The sequence below is a fragment of the Pseudomonas sp. PDM01 genome (assembly GCF_014852325.1).
Lineage (GTDB): Bacteria > Pseudomonadota > Gammaproteobacteria > Pseudomonadales > Pseudomonadaceae > Aquipseudomonas > Aquipseudomonas migulae.
Map to the genome: position 1 here is coordinate 275,599 of NZ_JACVBK010000008.1, position 21,442 is coordinate 297,040.

General features: G+C 60.4%; 20 protein-coding genes. 6 read left to right on the forward strand and 14 right to left on the reverse strand.

What is annotated here, in order from left to right; translation table 11 throughout:
• Window positions 1-2: 2 nt before the first annotated feature.
• Window positions 3-872: an ABC transporter permease gene (locus tag IB246_RS21145; RefSeq protein ID WP_008041222.1), complete on the reverse strand. Its 870-nt coding sequence runs from the start codon at window positions 870-872 to the stop codon at window positions 3-5.
• Entirely contained in the window at window positions 869-1,888 is a 1,020-nt protein-coding gene (locus tag IB246_RS21150) for an ABC transporter ATP-binding protein (RefSeq protein ID WP_008041220.1), read from the reverse strand. Before IB246_RS21150 ends, IB246_RS21145 begins: the two co-directional genes overlap by 4 nt.
• 242 nt (window positions 1,889-2,130) lie before the next feature.
• Here IB246_RS21150 and IB246_RS21155 point away from each other — a divergent pair, with 242 nt between their 5' ends.
• Entirely contained in the window at window positions 2,131-2,967 is an 837-nt protein-coding gene (locus IB246_RS21155; protein WP_008031920.1) for an IclR family transcriptional regulator, read from the forward strand.
• Between the two features lie 114 nt (window positions 2,968-3,081).
• Here IB246_RS21155 and IB246_RS21160 read toward each other — a convergent pair whose 3' ends face one another.
• Together IB246_RS21160 and IB246_RS21165 are read right to left on the reverse strand one after the other, a co-directional pair.
• On the reverse strand, window positions 3,082-3,834 hold the full coding sequence (locus tag IB246_RS21160) for an anti-sigma factor family protein (RefSeq protein WP_008041218.1): 753 nt from the start codon (window positions 3,832-3,834) through the stop codon (window positions 3,082-3,084).
• On the reverse strand, window positions 3,831-4,337 hold the full coding sequence (locus IB246_RS21165; protein WP_032832617.1) for a sigma-70 family RNA polymerase sigma factor: 507 nt from the start codon (window positions 4,335-4,337) through the stop codon (window positions 3,831-3,833). Before IB246_RS21165 ends, IB246_RS21160 begins: the two co-directional genes overlap by 4 nt.
• Window positions 4,338-4,495: 158 nt before the next feature.
• Here IB246_RS21165 and IB246_RS21170 point away from each other — a divergent pair, with 158 nt between their 5' ends.
• Both IB246_RS21170 and IB246_RS21175 read left to right on the forward strand, forming a co-directional pair.
• Entirely contained in the window at window positions 4,496-5,581 is a 1,086-nt protein-coding gene (locus IB246_RS21170) for a catalase family peroxidase (RefSeq protein WP_008041214.1), read from the forward strand.
• The gene (locus tag IB246_RS21175; protein WP_008031911.1) at window positions 5,578-6,126 is read left to right on the forward strand and encodes a cytochrome b; all 549 of its coding nucleotides are present in this window, start codon (window positions 5,578-5,580) and stop codon (window positions 6,124-6,126) included. Before IB246_RS21170 ends, IB246_RS21175 begins: the two co-directional genes overlap by 4 nt.
• 117 nt (window positions 6,127-6,243) lie before the next feature.
• Here IB246_RS21175 and IB246_RS21180 read toward each other — a convergent pair whose 3' ends face one another.
• Entirely contained in the window at window positions 6,244-7,395 is a 1,152-nt protein-coding gene (locus tag IB246_RS21180; protein WP_008031906.1) for a M14-type cytosolic carboxypeptidase, read from the reverse strand.
• 488 nt (window positions 7,396-7,883) lie between these two features.
• A complete protein-coding gene (locus IB246_RS21185) occupies window positions 7,884-8,225 on the reverse strand; it encodes a DUF6124 family protein (protein ID WP_008041212.1) in 342 nt (113 codons plus the stop codon).
• Window positions 8,226-8,355: 130 nt separating this feature from the next.
• On the opposite strand from IB246_RS21185, the gene IB246_RS21190 reads away from it, so the two are divergent.
• The gene (locus IB246_RS21190) at window positions 8,356-9,003 is read left to right on the forward strand and encodes a LexA family protein (RefSeq protein ID WP_008041211.1); all 648 of its coding nucleotides are present in this window, start codon (window positions 8,356-8,358) and stop codon (window positions 9,001-9,003) included.
• Window positions 9,004-9,042: 39 nt separating this feature from the next.
• Here the strand turns inward: IB246_RS21190 and IB246_RS21195 are convergent, their stop codons facing one another.
• The 4 genes from IB246_RS21195 to IB246_RS21210 all read right to left on the reverse strand — a co-directional run bounded on the left by IB246_RS21195 (window position 9,043) and on the right by IB246_RS21210 (window position 14,708).
• Window positions 9,043-10,992 carry an acetyl/propionyl/methylcrotonyl-CoA carboxylase subunit alpha gene (locus tag IB246_RS21195; RefSeq protein ID WP_008041209.1) on the reverse strand — a complete coding sequence of 650 codons (1,950 nt, stop codon included), beginning with the start codon at window positions 10,990-10,992 and terminating at the stop codon, window positions 9,043-9,045.
• A complete protein-coding gene (locus IB246_RS21200) occupies window positions 10,992-11,807 on the reverse strand; it encodes a gamma-carboxygeranoyl-CoA hydratase (RefSeq protein WP_008041207.1) in 816 nt (271 codons plus the stop codon). Before IB246_RS21200 ends, IB246_RS21195 begins: the two co-directional genes overlap by 1 nt.
• Before the next feature lie 117 nt (window positions 11,808-11,924).
• Window positions 11,925-13,532, reverse strand: a complete 1,608-nt coding sequence (locus IB246_RS21205; RefSeq protein WP_008041204.1) for a carboxyl transferase domain-containing protein — start codon at window positions 13,530-13,532, stop codon at window positions 11,925-11,927.
• Between the two features lie 12 nt (window positions 13,533-13,544).
• Window positions 13,545-14,708 carry an isovaleryl-CoA dehydrogenase gene (locus IB246_RS21210; RefSeq protein ID WP_008031893.1) on the reverse strand — a complete coding sequence of 388 codons (1,164 nt, stop codon included), beginning with the start codon at window positions 14,706-14,708 and terminating at the stop codon, window positions 13,545-13,547.
• 295 nt (window positions 14,709-15,003) lie between these two features.
• Between IB246_RS21210 and IB246_RS21215 the strand changes: the two genes are divergently transcribed.
• Complete coding sequence (locus IB246_RS21215; RefSeq protein WP_008041200.1) at window positions 15,004-16,701, forward strand: AMP-binding protein; 1,698 nt, start codon at window positions 15,004-15,006, stop codon at window positions 16,699-16,701.
• Window positions 16,702-16,759: 58 nt separating this feature from the next.
• Here IB246_RS21215 and IB246_RS21220 read toward each other — a convergent pair whose 3' ends face one another.
• The 4 genes from IB246_RS21220 to IB246_RS21235 form a co-directional block, all read right to left on the reverse strand.
• On the reverse strand, window positions 16,760-16,960 hold the full coding sequence (locus tag IB246_RS21220; protein ID WP_032832611.1) for a hypothetical protein: 201 nt from the start codon (window positions 16,958-16,960) through the stop codon (window positions 16,760-16,762).
• Between the two features lie 419 nt (window positions 16,961-17,379).
• Window positions 17,380-18,279, reverse strand: coding sequence for a hydroxymethylglutaryl-CoA lyase (locus tag IB246_RS21225; protein WP_008041198.1), 900 nt, complete (start codon window positions 18,277-18,279; stop codon window positions 17,380-17,382).
• Window positions 18,280-18,426: 147 nt separating this feature from the next.
• Window positions 18,427-18,828, reverse strand: a complete 402-nt coding sequence (locus IB246_RS21230) for a MerR family transcriptional regulator (protein WP_008041195.1) — start codon at window positions 18,826-18,828, stop codon at window positions 18,427-18,429.
• 196 nt (window positions 18,829-19,024) lie between these two features.
• Entirely contained in the window at window positions 19,025-19,954 is a 930-nt protein-coding gene (locus IB246_RS21235) for a LysR family transcriptional regulator (protein WP_008031887.1), read from the reverse strand.
• Window positions 19,955-20,106: 152 nt separating this feature from the next.
• On the opposite strand from IB246_RS21235, the gene IB246_RS21240 reads away from it, so the two are divergent.
• Window positions 20,107-21,336, forward strand: coding sequence for an acyl-CoA dehydrogenase (locus tag IB246_RS21240; RefSeq protein ID WP_008031886.1), 1,230 nt, complete (start codon window positions 20,107-20,109; stop codon window positions 21,334-21,336).
• Window positions 21,337-21,442 lie beyond the last annotated feature (106 nt).

Genomic DNA, 21,442 nt, shown 5'->3' on the forward strand with positions numbered 1-21,442 from the left:
AGTTATCCCAATGACTTCTTGTAGCGGCCTTCGATCATCCGGTTCCACGACAGCATGATCAGCAGGTTGAGCAACAGCAGCGCGACGGCGATGGCGGCGCCCATCGGCCAGTTGAGCTCCGACAGGTACTGGTCGTAGATCAGCGTGGCGACCATCTTGATCCGCCGCCCGCCGAGCAGGCCGGGAATGGCAAAGGAGCTGGCCGCGAGACCGAACACGATCAACGTGCCGGACAGCACGCCGGGCATGATTTGCGGCAACACCACCTGGCGCATCACCGTGAAGTGACTGGCACCCAGCGACATCGCTGCCTGTTCGGCGGCCGGGTCGAGTTTTTGCAGCGAGGTCCAGACCGGAATAATCATGAACGGCAACATCACGTGAACCAGCGCAATCACCACCGCGAACGGCGTGTACAACAGCTTCATCGGTGAGCCGCCGAAGGCTTGCAGTGTCTGGTTGACCAGGCCGTCGGCACCAAGCAACAGGCTCCAGCCGAAGGCGCGCACCACCACCGAAATCAGCAACGGCGTGAGGATCAGAATCAAGAAAATCGAACGCCATGGCGCGCCCATGCGGCTGAGGATGTAAGCCTCGGGCACGCCGATCACCACGCAGAGCAGGGTGGTCAGGGCGCTGATCCAAAACGTGCGCAAAAAGATTTCGTAGAAGTACGGATCACCCAGCAGGCTGCTGTAATGGTCGACGGTGTAGGCGTCGCCGTTGATGCCCGAGCTGTAGTCGAAGACGTTGAATGACAACACCAGCGTCAACAGCAGCGGGATCACCAGCAGGCAGACGTACAACGCCAGCGCCGGTGCCGACAACAAGTAACCCTGACGTCCCTGGCGAACAGCCACGAGCGTACTCATGCCGACACCTCGTCGACACTCAGCACCCGCAGCAGCGCCGCGTCCCAGTCGAGGCCGACCGGCGTGCCTTCGTTCAGCGGTGCCGAGCCGTCGTTGCGGCGCACCACGCTGAGTTCGCCGAGGCTGGTCGAAACGCCGTATAACCATTGGCTGCCGAGAAAGAAGCGGCTGACGATCCTGCCTGGCAGGCGGCCGTGATCTTTGTCCCGCAGATCGATTTTTTCCGGACGCAGGCTCAGGGTCAGTTCACCACCGCTGCGCACCTGAACCACACCCGCACTGTCTCGTTCGCCGGGCAGCAGGTTGGCCTTGCCGACGAAGCCGGAAATGAACTCGGTGCGCGGGTGTTCGTAAAGGGTGTAGGGCGCGTCGATCTGGGTGATGCGCCCGGCCTGCATCACCACCACGCGGTCGCTGATGGACAGCGCTTCGGACTGGTCGTGGGTGACCATCAACGTGGTGATCCCGACTTCGCGCTGGATGCGGCGGATCTCGAATTGCATCTCTTCGCGCAGGTTGGCGTCGAGGTTGGACAGCGGCTCGTCGAGCAGCAGCACCGGCGGTTCGATCACCAGGGCGCGGGCCAGCGCCACACGCTGGCGCTGGCCGCCGGACAGTTCGCGTGGGTAACGTTCTGCGTGCTGGTCCAGACGCACCAGTTTCAACACCCGATCCACGCGCTGCTGCAACTCGCCGTTGGGCACTTTGCGCATGCGCAGGCCGAAGGCGACGTTGTCTTTGACGGTCATGTGCGGAAACAACGCGTAACTCTGGAACACCACGCCCAAGCCACGGCTGGCGGGTTTGGCGTGGGTGATGTCGCGACCGTCCAGCAGAATGCGCCCGCTGGTGACTTCGACGAAGCCGGCGATCATTTGCAGGGTGGTGGTTTTGCCACAGCCGGAAGGGCCGAGCAGGGACACGAACTCGCCTTTCTCGACCGAGAGGTGGGTGGCGACGACGGCATCGATGTCGCCGTAACGTTTGCCGAGTCCTTCAAGTTGCACAAAAGCCATAACTGCGCTCCACCTGAGATTGTTATGCGCGGCCTGAGGTCGCGCTTTTTTGTATGGGCAGATACGAAAGGGTGTTGCGGGGTGCGTTGGCGCTCGACTTGAGTCGGCTGCCGCTGTTGTTCGAATCGCCCCTGTGGACGCAGATTAGGACGAAGACTAGGATGGGCTCAATGGCCTATTTCACTGAAGCGATGACTATTTTCAGTTTCATTCGGTGAGTAAATTAATTGTCGAGAAATGGCATGACTGATTCCATTGAGCGGAATGAAAACAAAAATGAAGTCGGCGTCGGTGCGGTCTCCCGGCTGTTTGCGGTGCTGCGCAGTCTGGGTGACACCGTCGAGGGCGGAGAGCGCGTGACGCAACTGGCCCAGCGCATCGGTTTGTCGCAACCGACCACGCACCGTTTGCTGCGCAGCCTGATGGACGAGGGCATGGTCGAGCAGGACGTGCGCAGCAAACGCTATCGCCTGAGCCTGGATTTTTTTGCGCTGGCGGCGCGCGCCGGCAACACCGGAAACCTGCGCGAACTGGTGCGGCCGTCGTTGCTGCGGTTGTCGGCTTCGCTGGGGGATTCATTGTTTCTACTGGCGCGCAGCGGGTTTGATGCGATCTGCCTGGACCGCAGTGAAGGGCCGTTTCCGATTCGCACCTTTACCGGCGACATCGGCGGGCGGGTGGCGCTGGGCGTGGGCCAGGGCAGTCTGGCGATCCTGGCGTTCCTGCCGGAAGAGGAGCGCGACACGGTGATCCATTACAACCTGCCGCGGCTGAAGGATTTTCACCTGTACGACGAGGTGTTCCTGCGTTCGGAAGTCGAGAACGTGCGCGCCCTCGGTTATGCCGGGCGCAACACCGGCGTGCTGCAAGGCATGGCCGGCGTGGCGGTGCCGATTCTGGATCGCGAGGGGCGTGCGGTGGCGGCGTTGAGTGTGGCCACTGTGAGTGACCGATTGGGGCCGGATCGCTTGCCGACGGTGGTGGAGATGCTCAAGCGCGAAGCAGCGTTGATCGGGCCGCGGATCAATCCGTTTGATCCGTTGTTGCGGCGGCCGTCCCAAGTCTTCGGCCAAAGCTGAACACACCGAAAATCCCTTGTAGGAGCCGGCTTGCTGGCGATGGCGGTGTGTCAGTCAAATCAATGGTGACTGATACACCGCCATCGCCAGCAAGCCGGCTCCTACAAGGGGTGGTCAGAATTGCACGGTTTGCTTGAGCATCTGCGCCGTCGGTGTATCGCTCGGGCTGACCATCGCGTAGTTGTAGCCGCTGCCGGACCAATACTCAGCCTGCAACCCGCCGTCACTGCGACTACCCCTCGGCAGCAGAAAGTTTTTCGGTCCCGGCGGCCGCACGTAGAAGCTGACTTTGTGCCCGCTGCGATCCTCATAAACCACCATCGCCGCCGGCCCTTGCTCAGTGCTGAGCAAGCGCCCGCTGACCGGTTTGAACCCCGCGCCTGAAAGGTCCGGCAAGCGATGGGCCTGCGTGAAATAGCGGTCGAGCCAGCCCTGCATATCGCCGTCATCGCTGACCTTGTAATCGGCCGGCAGCATGCCTTGCTGGGCAAACAGCCGATAAGCCTGCATCGCGTCGGCCATCGGCGCCGCCGCGCTGAGGAGGGTCATCTCCCGCGCCTTCCAACCGCTGAAGCCGCCGATGCTCACGGCAATCAGCAACACCGCGGCGCTGGCCAGATGGCGGCGTGATTGGCGTTTGAGGCGCTGGCGAATCAGCGCCGGGTCGAGGGCCGGGTTGGCGGGTTGCTGCAACGCACCGCTCAGGGCCGCGCGCAGTTGCTGGGCGTCCTGCTGCCAGGCGCGAACCTGTGCGGATATTTCCACGTTGCCGGCCAGAAAAGTCTCTACCAGACGTCGGTCTTCATCATTGAGCTGGTGGTCCACATACGCGTGCAGGTCACGCTCGCTCGGGGGCATGCTGATCATTTGAGTCTCCGCAGGGAAGGGCGGGTGATTTCGCCGTCGCTGAGTTGGCGCAGGGCCTGGCGGGCGCGGGACAGGCGCGACATGACAGTGCCGACGGGGACGTCGAGAATCTCGGCGACTTCCTTGTAGCTCAGGCCTTCGACCGACACCCAGAGCAGCAGCGCACGCTGTTCGGTGCCGAGCTGATCGAAGGCTTGCAGGGTCGATTGGGCGATCACGGTGCGTTCTACCGACGGTTGGGTATCGTCCCGTCCGGTAAAGAATTCGAGCATCCGCGCATAACGCCGGGAGCGCCGGTGCGCGTCGAGAAATTGCCGATACAGAATCGAAAACAGCCAGGCGCGCAAGTCGCCTTCGGGGCGTTTGTCGCCCCAACTCGACAGCGCCCGCTCCAGACACGACTGCACCAGATCGTCGGCGCTGCTGGGGTTGCGCGTCAACGACACGGCGAATCGGCGCAATCCGGGAATGATTTCTCTGAGTTGTTCGTCGATCTCGTTCATGAAGTTCTGGCTAGTCACTACGCTGTGGACTAGAGAGACGCCCGGCACTGAAGGTTATTCCACGCCTGAAAAAATAAATACCGCACGATGGAATAAACGTTCGCGGGGTTCGTCTGCTTGATCCTTCTCACTTGTGGCCGATGGCCCTGGAGTCTTTCATGGTAGATCGCTCATCACCGCCCACCCGGCCCCCCTTGAGTGCCGCGAGCCTGACGTTGCGTCTGGCCGGTATTGCCGTGGTGGTCGCTGCAGTGGCCGGGGCATTTGCCTACGTCAACGGCACCTTTGACCCACAGCGACTGACCCCGAAAAAGCTGATCAACGTGCTGGAAACCAACAACGGCGTGCACCCGGGCTTCCGGCGCAATCACTCCAAAGGCGTGTGCGTGATCGGACATTTCGAAAGCAGTGGCGAGGCGCGCAGCTATTCCAGCGCTCAGGTGTTCAACGAGGCGCGGACCCCGGTGGTCGGGCGTTTTGCCTTGCCGGCCGGCAACCCATATGCGCCGGACAGCGCCGTGCCGATCCGCAGCCTGGCGCTGCGCTTCACCCAGGCCAACGGCCAACAGTGGCGCACCGGGATGAACAGCATGCCGGTGTTCCCTGTGGGCACACCCGAGGCGTTCTATCAATTGCAGCAAGCCCAGTCGCCGGACCCGGCCACCGGCAAACCGAACCCGGCAGCGGTGCCGGCGTTCTTTGGGGCGCACCCGGAAGCCGGGCCGTTCCTGGCCTGGATCAAAACCGCCAAGCCGTCCGCCAGTTACGTGACGGAAACCTATAACAGCGTCAATGCGTTTTACCTGGTCAACGCCGCCGGGCAAAAGCAAGCGGTGCGCTGGAGCATGGTGCCGTTGGTGAAGGACGCGGCAGGTGCCACGGCGCCGGAGGGTGGCGATTTCCTCGAGAAAGACCTGCTTCAACGGATTGCCTTGGGGCCGTTGCGTTGGCAGTTGAACATCACGCTGGCCAACCCCGGTGATCCGGTCAACGACGCCAGCAAGGCCTGGCCCGACGGTCGCAAAGTGGTGAACGCCGGCACGCTGGTGCTTGAAAGCACCCAGCCGCAGCTCAATGGCGAATGCCGGGACATCAACTACGACCCGCTGGTATTGCCCGCCGGTATCGAAGGTTCCGACGACCCGTTGCTCGCCGCGCGCTCCGCCGGTTACGCCAGTTCCTACTTGCGCCGCACCAGTGAAGTCAGTCAGTTGCCCACCGCCAAACAGGAGGCTCAACAATGAGCAACCAACCGAACCACTTCGCGCCGCTGGCGCGGCTGCTGCACTGGCTGATGGCGCTGATGATCATTGCCATGCTGTTTATCGGCGCGGGCATGGTCGCTTCCGTGTCTGAGCGGCACGAGTGGCTGATCCATCTGCACAAACCACTGGGCATCGCCATTCTGTTGCTGGTGATCGTGCGCCTCGCTGTGCGCTTTTCCACCCGGCAACCTCCTTTGCCGGCAGACTTGCCGGGCTGGCAAGCGCTGGCGGCCAAGGCTTCGCATGTCTTGCTGTACGCCTTGATGTTGATCCTGCCGCTGCTCGGCTGGGCGATGATTTCGGCGGCGGGCGACCCGGTGATGCTCAGCAGTTCGTTGCAGTTACCGTCGATTGTGCCGGCGAATGCGCAGGTGTTTGCGTTCCTGCGCAAGGCGCACGGGTATCTGGCGTACCTGCTGTTTCTGACCGTGCTGCTGCATCTGGCGGCGGCATTGTTTCACGGTTGGGTACGGCGTGATGAGGTGCTCGACAGCATGCTGCGGGGCAACAAGGACCGCGGTTAACCGGCTTTGCGCTTTGGGGCGCACTCTGTAGATCATGCTTTGCGGCCGGAGGATAGTGTGCGAGTGGCGGCCGAATGAGGCGTGGCTGCATGCTTGGCATGCAGCCATTGCGCAGGATCAGCGCAAGGTATCGACCATGTCCGCCACGGTCGTCAGCACATCCTTGCCCAGTTGCTTCGAACGCTTGCCGGACCAGCCTGTCAACGGATCCGGTTTGTCGTTGTTGTCCTTGAACGGCATCTCCAAGGTCAACGACAGGCAGTCGAATTTCTGACCGACGCTGTTGCACGCCAGGGTCATGTTGGCTTTGCCTGGTTCGTCGCGGGTGTAGCCGTGCTTGGTCTGGAAGTCCTTGGTCAGGTGTTTCAGATGACTGCGGAAATGCTCTTCGAGTTTTTCGATCCGCGGCGTGTAGCCTGGGTTGCCTTCGCAGCCGGCAGTGAACACGTAGGGGATTTCTTCATCGCCGTGGATGTCGAGGAACAGGTCGACGCCGTACTTTTCCATCTGTTGCTGAGCGAACAGCACTTCCGGACTGATCTCCTGGCTGGCGCTCTGCCAGGCGCGGTTGAGGTCCTGGCCCATGGCGTTGGTGCGCAGGTGACCGTGAAAGGCACCGTCCGGGTTCATGTTCGGCACCAGATACAGGTCGGCGCTGGCCAGCAGTTTGTTCAGCACTGGATCGTCGTGTCTTTCCAGGCGTTCGATCACACCTTCCATGAACCACTCGGCCATGTGTTCGCCGGGGTGTTGCTGGGCAATCATCCAGACCTTGCGCCGGCCTTCGGCGCCGGTGCCTTTGCGCAGCAACTGAATGTCACGACCTTCGACACTCTTGCCGGTGGCCAGCAGTTCAGTGCCGGCCTTGGTCAGCGCCTGTTCGATCAACCAGTCATGGCGGCCACGGCTGTAGGGTTCAAAGTAGGCAAACCAGGCGTGGGTGGCCGTGGCTTCGAGGCTGAAACGCAGGCAGTCGCCTTCGAAGATGGTCGGCACCCGGAACCAGTTGACGTGGTCGTAGGACGCCACTGCCTGATAGCCGTCCCAGGCTTTGTTGTACGAGGATTTGCTGGCATTGTTCAGACGAAACCAGTGTTCCTGTCCGACGTGCAAACCGCTGGCCTTGAAGTGAAACCACTGAAAATGCTGGCTGCGGGTGTCTGGCTTGATGGCCAGCAGGGCTTGCAACGGATTGCTGATGTCCAGCACTTCAATGTTGCCGCTGTCGAAGTTGGCGCTGATGTCGAAAGAAGATCTAGCCACGGTCATAATCGATTCCTGAATATGATTTTTTATGGCTGATACTTTACACGCTGGGAAGGGAAAAACCGGGGGAAATTGCGGGGGTAAAAGGGGGGGCGTCCTCCTTGACGCCGTCGCAGCTTAGAGACTGTGCGATTGATTCTCAAGTGCTATTTACCATTAGTTTGGCCCAATGTTGCCGGGCTTCTCTTGCCAACAGATATTCTTTTGATATTATCCGCGCCATCGAATTTGCAGCACCCAAAGACTTCATTAGCCTGAAGGTAAAGCCAGAATAACTGGCAAAAAAAAGACCCGGCAAAAAGCCGGGTCAAAAACCGTGATTAGCCTGATGAGGAGATAGTCCAGGAGACCGACCTAAGGTCACTTGGACAATCGACTGATCTCGCGACCAGCTGCATGCAATAATAATCATTCTCGTTTGCAAGTCAAACGATTTTATCTGCGCGATTGGAAAATTCTTTCCCGCGCCCCGCGAAATATACCTGCCTGCCTTATGCGTGATGATCCCCGTCGAGGGATCGGTCCAGCAACGCCTTGGCCATATCGATCATATGCACCGTCGAAAACGCCAGGTCCCGGTGCACGCCCTGCAGATTGTTCGCCGACTCGTACGCCGTGGCGGCGGCGCAGCGCAACAGGTCTGAAGCGCGCACCAGTGCTTCCTCGCAGCTGACATTGCGGTTCACATCAAAAAAACGCTCCTCTTCCACCGCTTCGGACACAGCTGGTTTCAAGTAATAGTCCAGGGCGCGCTGCGCGGCGGCCGAGCCTTTTGGCGAGGTGAGGGAGGTGTCGATCTGCATGTCTGGCAAGTCATTGCTGGGGATGGTCATGGCGATGGCAAAGCTCCGTGTTAGATTCAAATCCGTGATCCAATCGTAGTACGAACTGTATTTGTGACGAGAATTTAAATACTACAAGTTGTGTTTTGCTGGCCGGAGGCGCCCACGTATCGTGCCGCACATGGATAAATGGATTGAATTGGTCAAGGCCAAGATGAGTGAACTCAAAGTCACTCAGGAAATACTCGCCGACCGCCTGGGGATGTCCCAGGGCGGCGTCGGTCATTGGCTGAACAAACGTCGCCAACCGGGCATCGATGACATGAACCGTGTGCTGCACGCACTGGGCATGGAGTTTCTCGAGGTGGCGCTGGTGATCCGCGAGCCGGACATTGCGAAGGAGGAAAGCCAGGATCTGGTGCGCAAGTACAACCCGTACTTCCGTTACCCGGTCAGTGACTGGCGTGAATCCTGCGAGGTGCGCGACGGTGAGCCGACGGTCTATGACACGGCGCGTTTCGAACTGACTGACTACCACGCTCAGGGCGCGGCGTTCTGGTTGACCGTGGTGGGCGATGCGATGACGGCACCGAGCGGCGTCAGTATCGCCGAGGGCATGATGATCCTGGTGGACCCGGCCATTGTGCCGGAGCCCGGGAAACTGGTGATCGCCCAATGGCCGGACAGCGCTGAAGCGACGTTTCGCAAACTGATCGAAGAGGGCGGGCAGCGTTACCTGGTCCCGCTCAATCCGACGTATCCGAAAGCCCTTTACACCGAAGCCTGCCGAATCATCGGCGTAGTGGTTCAGGCAACGGCCAGGTTCTGATCAGATCGGTCCTCGCAAGGCGTAGGACCGATCCGCATTTCAGGCTTCTTCCAGCTCGACCAATGCACTGCCTTCGCTGACCATCTCGCCTTCCTGGCAATACAGCGCCTTGATCACCCCGGCGTGTGGTGCACGAATGCTGTGCTCCATCTTCATCGCCTCCAGCACCACCAATTGCGCCCCGGCTTCGACCGTTTGCCCGGCCTCCACCAGCACCCGCACGATGCTGCCGTTCATGGGCGCAGTGAGCCCGCCGTGATGGCTGTGACTGGCTTCGACGGCGCTGATCGGGTCGTAGGACTCGATGCGGCGCAATTCACCATCCCATTGCAGATACACAACGCCGCCGCGACGGATTGCCCGATGCTGGCGGCGCATGCCATTGTGTTCGGTCAGCAGTTGCTCGCCCGCGAGTTGCGCCGATCGGGTAGCGCCCAACGTCAGCGCACGGTCCTGACCTTCGCAGCTCAAATGCAGGGTGATTTCTGTCGGCAATCCGGCACGGAACCCAGTGCCGATCCCCCAAGGCGAACTCAGGTCATCAGTGCGGGTCGTGTCCGGTTGGCTTTGGGAAAACGCCTGCGCCGCGGCTTGCCAGAACTCATCACTGAGCGGCGAGGGCGCTGGCAGCAGTTGCTCCTGGTAACGCGGAATGAACCCGGTATCCAGCTCCGCCGCCGCAAACGCCGGATGACCAACGATTCGACGCAAGAAGTTGATGTTGGTCTTGAGCCCGCCAATCGCGAACTCATCGAGCATGCTCAGCAAGCGCAGGCGCGCCTGTTCGCGATCCTCGCCCCAGGCAATCAACTTGCCGAGCATTGGGTCATAGAACGGCGAAATCTCGTCGCCTTCTTCCACGCCGCTGTCGACCCGACGTCCCGGACCTTGAGCCGATTCACGGTACAACTCCAGGCGCCCGGTGGCCGGCAGGAAATCATTGCCCGGGTCTTCGGCATACAGCCGCACTTCGATCGCATGGCCGATCAGGGGCACTTGATCCTGAGTCATCGGCAGCGCTTCGCCACGTGCCACGCGAATCTGCCAGGCCACCAGATCGAGGCCGGTGATGGCTTCGGTGACCGGGTGTTCGACCTGCAGGCGCGTGTTCATCTCCATGAAGAAGAACTCGCCGCGCGCATCCAGCAAGAACTCCACGGTGCCGGCGCCGACATAACCGATGGCCTGCGCCGAACGCACGGCGGCCTCGCCCATGGCGCGACGCAGTTCCGGGCTCAAGCCTGGTGCGGGCGCTTCTTCGACGACTTTCTGGTGCCGACGCTGAATCGAGCAGTCACGTTCATTGAGGTACAGGCAATTGCCGTGCTGGTCGGCGAAAACCTGGATTTCCACGTGGCGCGGCTTCAGCAGATATTTCTCGACCAGCATCCGCGAATCGCCGAACGAGGATTGCGCTTCACGCTGGGCCGAGGCGAGGGCTTCGGCCAGCTGGCTGACGTCCTCGACCACTTTCATGCCTTTGCCGCCACCGCCCGCCGTCGCCTTGAGCAGCACCGGATAACCGATGCGTTCGCAAGCGTCGCGGAAGGTGTCGAGGTCTTGAGCTTCGCCGTGATAACCGGGCACCAGTGGTACGCCAGCGGTTTCCATCAAGGCCTTGGCGGCGGATTTGCTGCCCATGGCATCGATGGCCGAGGCGGGCGGACCGAGGAAGATCAGGCCTGCTTGTTCGATGGCGCGGGCGAACCCGGCATTCTCGGACAGAAAACCATAACCCGGATGGATCGCCTGCGCGCCGCTGGCCTTGGCGGCGGCGATCAGTTTGTCGATTTGCAGGTAGCTGTCGGCGGCTTTGCTGCCACCGAGGTCAACGCGGATGTCCGCTTCGCGGCTGTGCCGTGCTTCGCGGTCGGTGGCGCTGTGCACGGCGACGGTGGTCAGGCCCAGGGCCTTGGCGGTGCGCATGACCCGGCACGCGATTTCGCCACGGTTGGCCACCAGCAGAGAGGTAATGACAGGTGCGCTCATCAACGCGGCTCCTTGGGGGTGGTTTCGGCCTGCCAGCTCGGCGGACGTTTTTGCAGAAAGGCGCGCAGGCCTTCCTGGCCTTCGGGGCTGACGCGGATGCGCGCGATGGCATTTTCGGTGTAGCGACGCAGCGCCGGGGTCAGCGCGCCGTTGCCGACTTCACGCAGCAAATCCTTGCTGACGCGCATGGCTGCGGGGCTGTTGAGCAGCAGGTTGTCGATCCATTGCTCGACTTTCTGCTCCAGCTCATTGCCCGGATAACTCTCCGACAACAAGCCGATTTCCCGAGCGCGTTGCCCACCGAAGCGCTCGGCGGTCAGCGCATAACGGCGTGCCGCACGTTCGCCGATGGCTTGCACCACGAACGGGCTGATCACCGCTGGCGCGAGGCCGATGCGTACTTCCGACAGGCAGAACTGCGCGTCGTCGGCGCCAATCGCCATGTCGCAGCAACTGATCAGGCCCAGCGCGCCGCCGAAAGCCGCGCCTTGAACCACGGCCAGCGTCGGAACTTTCAGCTTGGCCAGGTTGTACATCAACTCCGCCAGTTCCCGGGCGTCGTCGAGATTGGTGTGGTAATCGAGCTCGGCCGATTGCTGCATCCACGCCAGGTCGGCGCCGGCGCTGAAATGCTTGCCACGTCCGCGCACCAGCAAAAAGCGCAGGCTGGCGTCGGTCGAGACCTTGTCCAGCGCGAGGATCAGCTCACGGATCATCTCGGCGTTGAACGCGTTGTTCTTTTCTTCCCGGCTGAGCCACAGGGTCGCGAAACCACGCGGGTCGGTCTGCAGTTCGAGGGTGTTGAAGTCGCTCATGTTCATCCGTCTCCACGGTACTTGTAGGAGCGAGGCTTGCCCGCGAAGGCGTCGGTACATCCAGCATCGATGTGACTGACAAACCGCTTTCGCGAGCAAGCCCGCTCCCACAAAAAATCACATCCGGAACACGCCGAAGCGGCTCGGTTCGATTGGCGCGTTCAGCGACGCGGACAAGGCCAGGGCCAACACATCGCGGGTCTGCGCCGGGTCAATGACGCCGTCGTCCCACAGCCGTGCGCTGGAGTAGTAAGGGTGGCCCTGTTCTTCGTATTGATCGAGGATCGGTTGCTTGATTTCGGCTTCCTGCTCGGCGCTGAAACTATGCCCGCCACGTTCAGCCTGCTCGCGCTTGACCTGCACCAACACGCCCGCCGCTTGCTCGGCGCCCATCACGCCGATGCGTGCATTCGGCCACATCCACAGGAAACGTGGATCGTAGGCCCGCCCGCACATGCCGTAGTTACCAGCGCCGAAGCTGCCACCAATGATCACGGTGAATTTCGGCACCTTGGCACACGCCACGGCGGTCACCAGTTTTGCGCCGTGCTTGGCAATGCCGCCGGCCTCGTACTTCTGGCCGACCATGAAGCCGGTGATGTTTTGCAGGAACAGCAACGGAATGCCGCGCTGGCAGGCCAGTTCGATGAAGTGCGCGCCTTTCTGCGCGGCCTCGGCGAAGAGGATGCCGTTGTTGGCGAGGATCGCGATCGGGTAACCGTGCAAGTGAGCAAAACCGCACACCAGCGTGGTCCCGAACAGTGCCTTGAATTCGTCGAACACCGAACCGTCCACCAGCCGCGCGATCACTTCGCGCACATCGAACGGCTGCTTGGCGTCGGCCGAGACCACGCCATACAACTCGTCGCTGCTGTAGAGCGGGGCGATGGGCGTGCGTTGTTGCAGTTCGCCGAGCTTGCGCCAGTTGAGGTTGGCGATGCTGCGTCGGGCAATGGCCAAGGCGTGTTCATCGCTCTCGGCATAATGGTCGGCGACCCCGGAAATCTTGCAGTGCACGTCGGCACCGCCCAGATCTTCGGCGCTGACCACTTCACCGGTCGCGGCTTTCACCAGCGGTGGGCCGGCGAGGAAAATAGTCGCCTGCTCGCGAACCATGATCGCTTCGTCGGCCATCGCCGGCACGTAGGCGCCGCCGGCAGTGCACGAGCCCATGACCACCGCGATTTGCGGAATGCCCATGGCGCTCATGTTGGCCTGGTTGAAGAAGATCCGCCCGAAGTGCTCGCGGTCCGGAAACACTTCATCCTGACGCGGCAGGTTGGCGCCGCCGGAGTCCACCAGATAAATGCACGGCAAGCGGTTCTGCTGAGCGATGGTCTGGGCGCGCAGGTGTTTTTTCACGGTCAGCGGGTAATACGAGCCGCCTTTCACCGTGGCATCGTTGGCCACGATCATGCACTCGACGCCTTCCACTCGACCGATCCCGGCAATCACGCCCGCGGCCGGCACGTCTTCGCCATACACCTCGTAGGCCGCCAGTTGGCTGATTTCGAGAAACGGCGAGCCCGGATCGAGCAGGCGATTGATCCGCTCGCGGGGCAGCAATTTGCCCCGCGAAGTGTGGCGTTCTTGCGCTTTCGGACCGCCACCTTGCTGCACTTGCGCGAGCAAGGTATGCAAGGCGTCGACCTGGGTGAGCATCGCCGCGCTGTTCGCGGCAAACTCCGCCGAACGGGGGTTGAGCTGGGTATGCAGGATAGCCATGGACAGCTCCGTTTAGCGGGTTTCGTTGAACAGTTCGCGACCGATCAGCATGCGACGGATCTCACTGGTGCCGGCGCCGATTTCGTACAGCTTGGCGTCACGCAGCAGACGACCGGCCGGGAATTCGTTGATGTAACCGTTGCCGCCGAGAATCTGGATTGCGTCGAGGGCCATTTGCGTGGCGCGCTCGGCGCTGTAGAGGATCACGCCGGCAGCGTCCTTGCGCGTGGTTTCGCCGCGCTCGCAGGCCTGGGCCACCGCATAAAGGTAGGCGCGGCTGGCGTTGAGTTGGGTGTACATGTCGGCGACTTTGCCCTGGATCAGCTGGAATTCGCCGATGCTTTGCCCGAACTGCTTACGGTCGTGGATGTACGGCACGATCAGGTCCATGCACGCCTGCATGATCCCGGTCGGGCCGCCGGACAGAACGACACGTTCGTAGTCGAGGCCGCTCATCAGCACTTTCACGCCGCCGTTGAGCACGCCGAGGATGTTTTCTTCCGGCACTTCGACGTCATCGAAGAACAGCTCGCAGGTGTTGGAGCCGCGCATGCCGAGCTTGTCGAACTTGTTGCTGCGGCTGAAGCCTTTCCAGTCGCGCTCGACGATGAACGCGGTGATGCCGTGCGGGCCTTTTTCCAGGTCGGTCTTGGCGTAGATCACATAGGTGTTGGCGTCGGGACCGTTGGTGATCCAGGTTTTGCTGCCGTTGAGCACGTAGTGATCACCACGTTTGTCGGCGCGCAATTTCATCGAGACCACGTCGGAACCGGCATTCGGTTCACTCATGGCCAGGGCACCGATGTGCTCGCCGCTGATCAGCTTCGGCAGGTATTTGCTTTTCTGTTCGTGATTGCCGTTGCGGTTGATCTGGTTCACGCAAAGGTTGGAGTGCGCGCCGTAGGACAGGGCGACCGACGCCGAACCGCGGCTGATTTCTTCCATGGCCACCACGTGCGCCAGGTAACCCAGGCCAGCACCGCCGTATTCTTCCGGGACGGTAATGCCGAGCAGGCCCATGTCGCCGAACTTGCGCCACAGGTCGGCGGGGAACAGGTTGTCGATGTCGATCTGAGCGGCGCGCGGGGCGATCTCTTTGGCGACGAAGGACTGGACCTGATCGCGCAGCATGTCGATGGTTTCACCGAGGGCAAAGTTCAGGGATGGATAGCTCATGGGTCACCTTTTGGCTTTTTTGTAGGGCGGGGAGGGTCGTGATTTGGCTCTCACCTTTACGTTAACGTAAGCCTGTGACGAATGGCTGTCAATCACCCTTTACGTTAACGTCAACTTGAGCGAGAGTAGAGCCAGTTCAAGATAGAAAGCGGACCCAACTTGTAGGAGCGATGCTTGCTCGCGAAAGCGTCAGATCAGTCGACATAAATGTTGAATGTAGAGGCCTCTTCGCGAGCAAGCATCGCTCCTGCAGGTATCCGTTGGTAGCCCATTAATAAAGACAATAGGGGTCGTCATGGATCAACCCAGTGCAAGCCCGCAGCGCAGCTATACCCGTGGTTCTCAGGACAAAGCCTTGTTGGCGATGACCATCGGTCAGGCATTTGATAACACCGTCGCGCAGTATCCGACGGGCGAGGCGCTGGTCGTGCGCCATCAACAGTTGCGCTACACCTGGCAGCAACTGTCCGACGCCGTGGACCTTCATGCCCGGGCGCTGCTCGCGCTGGGGTTGCAGACCGGTGATCGCCTCGGCATCTGGGCGCCGAATTGTGCGCAGTGGTGCATCAGCCAGTTCGCCAGCGCGAAGATCGGCGTGATCCTGGTCAACATCAATCCGGCGTATCGCAGCTCGGAACTCGAATACGTGCTGAAGCAGTCAGGCTGCAAATGGCTGGTCTGCGCGGGCGCGTTCAAGACCTCCAACTACCACGGCATGTTGCAAGGCCTGGTGCCCGAGCTGGCAGAACAATCCATCGGCCAGTTGCAGAGCGAGCGTCTGCCGGACTTGCGCGGCGTGATCAGCCTGGATGCGCAGCCGCCATCAGGTTTTCTGCCGTGGTCGCAACTGAGCGATCTCGCAGCGGGTGTATCCAGCGAGCAGTTACGCGAGCGGGGCGACAGCCTGCATTTCGACCAGGCCGTGAACATCCAGTACACCTCCGGCACCACCGGTTTTCCGAAGGGCGCGACCCTCAGCCACTACAACATTCTCAACAACGGTTACATGGTGGGCGAAAGCCTCGGCCTGACCGCCAATGATCGGCTGGTGATCCCGGTGCCGCTGTATCACTGCTTCGGCATGGTCATGGGCAACCTCGGCTGCATCACCCACGGCAGCACCATGATTTACCCCAACGATGCCTTCGATCCGCTGCTGACCCTGACCACCGTCGCCGAAGAAAAGGCCACCGCACTGTATGGCGTACCGACCATGTTCATCGCCATGCTCGATCAGCCGCAACGTGCGCAATTCGATCTGTCGAGCCTGCGTACCGGGATCATGGCCGGCGCGACCTGTCCGATCGAAGTGATGCGTCGCGTAATCAGCGAAATGCACATGAATGAAGTGCAGATTGCCTACGGCATGACGGAAACAAGTCCGGTGTCGTTGCAGACCGGTCCTTCAGACGAACTGGAATTGCGCGTCACCACGGTCGGTCGCACCCAACCGCAGCTTGAAAGCAAAATCATCGACGAGGCGGGCAACCTGGTACCTCGCGGCACCATCGGCGAACTCTGCACCCGTGGCTACAGCGTGATGCTCGGCTACTGGAACAACCCGCAAGGCACAGCCGAAGCCATCGATCAGGCCGGCTGGATGCACACCGGTGATCTGGCGAGCATGAATGATGAAGGCTACGTGTGCATTGCCGGACGCAACAAGGACATGATCATCCGTGGCGGTGAGAATATTTACCCGCGGGAGCTGGAAGAATTCTTCTTCACTCACCCGGCCGTGGCGGACGTGCAAGTGATCGGCATCCCGTGTTCGCGTTATGGCGAAGAGATCGTCGCCTGGATCAAATTCCACCCCGGTCACAGTGCCACCGAACAAGAACTGCAAACCTGGTGCAAGGAGCGCATCGCGCACTTCAAGACACCGCGCTACTTCAAGTTTGTGGAAGAGTTTCCGATGACGGTGACCGGCAAGATCCAGAAATTCCGGATGCGCGAGATCAGCATCGAGGAATTGCGCATCAACAAGGCGTGACAAATTTTCCCTTGTGGGAGCCAGCCTGCTGGCGATAGCGGAGTGTCAGTCAACATAACTATGTCTGAACCACCGCAATCGCCAGCAGGCTGGCTCCCACAGGGGCGATGGGGAAAACCTGAATCGCAGAAAGCACAAAGGGGAGCCGAAGCTCCCCTTTAATTTTTCGTTGCGCATGCTCTTTTTTTATTATTGAGGGGCGGTCTGTTTTTGTTTTTGGCAACCGTGACCCTTTACCGCTGTTTTTGTCGATCCCCATCCGGGATCAAGAGCAAACGTATTTTTTTGAGCGCTGATCTACTTTTTCGCTAAGCGATCCAACCAGTTCGGGAGCTACCTGAAGGTAGTTTTATTGTTCTCTGCCCGGTTGCGGGTTACTCCGAAAAGCACCCTGAAAAGCACACCTTCTCCAAAAAAATCTGTTAGCTGCGTCTCTGCCGTGTTGTTCTTGTTATGTCAGAGTCGTTACGTCTTATTTTTATTGGTTTGCTGCTTTTTATTCTTGTTATGCCATAGAGATAGCAGAAGCCGTGCCAACTTTTAAAAACCCTTTAAAATCAATGACTTGAGTTTTTGTGGGGTTTTTCGCTCAGGTAAACCCCTACAATTTGTTTCCGTGTTACTCGCTTATCCCCCACGTTCCAGACGCAGCGGTAACACCTGGACACATCAGCGCACTTACTGCGCGCTGCGAGCCTTGGCCACGCGCGAACCGGTGGGGCGCCCCAGCACCGTGCAAATCTGCTGACCGGCGAGAATCAAGGCGTCCAGGTCGATACCTGTTTCGATGCCGAGGCCATTGAGCAGGTAAACCACGTCTTCGGTGGCGACGTTACCGCTGGCGCCTTTGGCGTAGGGGCAGCCGCCGAGGCCGGCGATGGAGCTGTCAAACACCGAGATGCCTTCGAGCAGGCTGGCATAGATGTTGGCCATGGCCTGGCCGTAGGTATCGTGGAAGTGCCCGGCCAGTTTCTCCCGTGGCACGTCGGCCGAAACCACTTCGAACATCTTGCGCGTCGCGCCCGCCGTGCCGGTGCCGATGGTGTCCCCCAGCGAGACTTCGTAGCAGCCCATGGCATAGAGCTCGCGGGCGACCAGGGCAACTTGTTCGGGTTTGACGTGACCTTCATAAGGACAGCCCAGCACACAGGACACGTAACCGCGCACGGTGACGCCGTGCAGCCTGGCGGCTTCCATGATCGGCGCAAAACGCTCCAGGCTTTCGCTGATCGAGCAATTGATGTTGCGCTGGGAAAACGCTTCGGACGCTGCGGCGAACACTGCGACTTCCTTGACCCCGGCGGCGATCGCATCTTCGAAGCCGCGCAGGTTGGGGGCGAGGGCGCCGTAGGTCACGCCTGGTTTGCGCTGGATTTGCGCGAAGACTTCGGCGGATCCGGCCATCTGCGGCACCCATTTGGGTGAAACGAAACTGCCGACTTCTATATAGCCGAGGCCCGCGGCCGTGAGTGCATCGACCAGTTGCACCTTATCGGCAACGCTGATCGGTTGAGCTTCGTTTTGCAGACCGTCGCGAGGGCCGACTTCGACCAGGCGTACGTGGGAAGGTAGGGACATGGGAATCGACCTTTGTTGATTATCTGAATGTACGCAAACCCTTGTGGGAGTGAGCCTGCTCGCGATGAGGGCATGACATTCAATATGGATGTTGACTGATCGTCCGCTATCGCGAGCAGGCTCGCTCCTACAGGGGACGGTGTAAACCTATTGAACCACCGGCTGGCTTTTCATCGTTAGTTCCAGCGCCTGGGTGCAGCGCTCCTGTGCGGTGTCCAGTTCCAGCTTCATCTGCTCGATGTCGAGCATCTGCTGCTCCAACTGTTCGCGGCGCTCGGCGATTTTGCTCAGCATGGTTTGCAGCTGTTTCTGATTGCCGCCGGTGGGGTCGTAGAGTTCGATCAGCTCGCGGCATTCGGCGAGTGAGAAGCCAATGCGCTTGCCCCGCAGGATCAGTTTCAGGCTGACCTTGTCACGTGGCGAATAGATGCGTTCCTGGCCGCGTCGCTCGGGGCTGAGCAAGCCTTGCTCTTCATAGAAGCGAATGGCCCGCGTGGTGATGTCGAGCTCGCGGGCGAGGTCGGAAATGCTATAGGTCTGGCTGCTCATGGAAGCGCTCAAAAAAAGGTCATGGCGCTAAGCTAATGGCAGGTTGACGTTTACGTCAAGGGGCGGGTTTTTTCGTCGTCATTGCGGGCCTCTTCGCGGGCAAGTCGGATCGCCGCACCGCTCGCTCCTACAGGTACTGTGTAAATCCTGTAGGAGCGAAGCTTGCTCGCGAAGAACGATAACGCGGTACAAAGCCCTACACCTTATCGAGCTTCTTCTCATGCGCCGTCACCTGCTGGCACAACTCGATCATCTGCTCGCGCATCCAGCGGTTGGCCGGGTCCTGGTCAGTGCTTTCGTGCCAATAGAGGTGGGTCTCCACCGGCGGCACATCGTTGACAGGCAGGTTCACCGAGTACAAATCATGGCGGCGGGCGAAGCGCTCCGGCACGGTCATGACCATATCGGTTTGCTGCAACACCTGCGACGCCATCAAGTAATGCTGGGAACGCAGGGCAATCTTGCGCTGGATGCCCATCTTGCCCAGCGCCAGATCGACATGGCCCAGACCACTGCGGCGGCTGGAAATATGGATGTGCGTCAGTGACAGATAGTCATCGAGGGTGAATTTCTCCTTGGTCGCCAGCGGATGGCCCTTGCGCATGGCGCACACGTAACGGTCTTCCATCAACTTGACGTGACGCACTTGCGGGTCGGTATTGAGCGGCGCGTCCACCGCAAAGTCGAGTCGCCCGGCCGCCAGTTCCTTGGTGGTCTCGCGGCGCTTGGACAGAAAGCTTTCGATGATCACCGTCGGCGCCAGGCGGCGCAGGCGCTGGAACAACGGCGGCAGGATCACCGCTTCGGTGAGGTCGGTCATGCTGATGCGGTACGTCTTGACCGCCTGCAACGGGTTGAAGATGCGGCTTTCCTGCACCGACACCCGCAGCAGCGAGAGGGCGTTGCGCACCGGGCCGATGATGTTTTGCGCCATCGGCGTTGGCACCATGCCTTGGGCCGTACGCACGAACAAAGGATCGTTGAACGTCTCGCGCAGGCGGGCCAGAGCGTTCGAAACAGCCGGTTGAGTAATGCCGACAATCTGTCCGGCGCGGGTCAGGTTGGCTTCGGTGTAGATCGCGTCGAAGACGATGAAAAGGTTGAGGTCGACCTTGCTCAGATTCATTGCGCTGCACTCTTATTGTTGGTTCTCAATCAGCCGATCATATATCGGTGATGAATGTTAATACACGCCGAGAATAGGCTAGGTAAATTTTCGTAGCTGTTCTAGCATCGATTGCATGACCTAAACAACCTCCCCCCAGAAGGTAGCTGCTCATGGATTTCGCTTATTCGCCCAAGGTGCAAGAACTGCGTGAGCGCGTGACCGCGTTCATGGACACCTACGTTTATCCCGCCGAAGCCGTGTTCGAGCGCCAGGTTGCCGAGGGCGACCGCTGGCAGCCGACTGCGATCATGGAAGAACTGAAACTCAAGGCCAAGGCTGAAGGCCTGTGGAATTTGTTTCTGCCTGAGTCCGAACTCGGCGCCGGCCTGACCAACCTCGAATACGCACCATTGGCAGAAATCATGGGCCGCTCGCTGCTGGGGCCTGAGCCATTCAACTGCTCGGCGCCCGACACCGGCAACATGGAAGTGCTGGTGCGCTACGCCAACGAAGAACAGAAACAACGCTGGCTCGAACCGCTGCTACGCGGCGAGATCCGCTCGGCGTTCGCCATGACCGAACCGGATGTGGCTTCGTCCGACGCCACCAACATGGCCGCCCGCGCCGTGCGTGACGGTGATGAGTGGGTGATCAACGGCAAAAAGTGGTGGACCTCGGGTGCCTGCGATCCACGCTGCAAGATTCTGATCTTCATGGGCCTGAGCAATCCTGATGCGCCGCGCCACGCCCAGCACTCGATGATTCTGGTGCCGGTGGATGCACCGGGCGTGAAGATCGTTCGTCCGCTGCCGGTGTTCGGTTACGACGACGCGCCTCACGGTCATGCCGAAGTGCTGTTCGAAAACGTCCGGGTGCCGTACGAAAACGTCCTGTTGGGCGAAGGACGCGGCTTCGAAATCGCCCAGGGTCGCCTTGGCCCGGGCCGGATTCACCACTGCATGCGTTCGATCGGCATGGCTGAGCGTGCGCTGGAACTGATGTGCAAACGTTCGGTGAATCGCACTGCGTTCGGCAAACCCCTGGCGCGCCTGGGCGGTAACATCGACAAAATCGCCGACTCGCGGATGGAAATCGACATGGCACGCCTACTGACTTTGAAAGCGGCGTACATGATGGACACCGTCGGCAACAAAGTGGCGAAGAGCGAAATCGCGCAGATCAAGGTGGTGGCACCGAATGTGGCGTTGCGCGTCATCGACCGGGCGATCCAGATCCATGGCGGGGCAGGGGTTTCCAACGATTTCCCGCTGGCCTACATGTATGCGATGCAACGCACGCTGCGCCTGGCCGATGGCCCGGATGAAGTGCACCGCGCGGCGATCGGCAAGTTCGAGATCGGCAAGTATGTGCCGAAGGAAATGATGCGCAGCAGCCACTGAGTGTCACTCCTCTGTAGGAGCGAGCCTGCTCGCGATGGTCGCCAACGATAACGCGTGTTTATTGGATAAACACGGTGTTCATTAGTCCATCGCGAGCGGGCTCGCT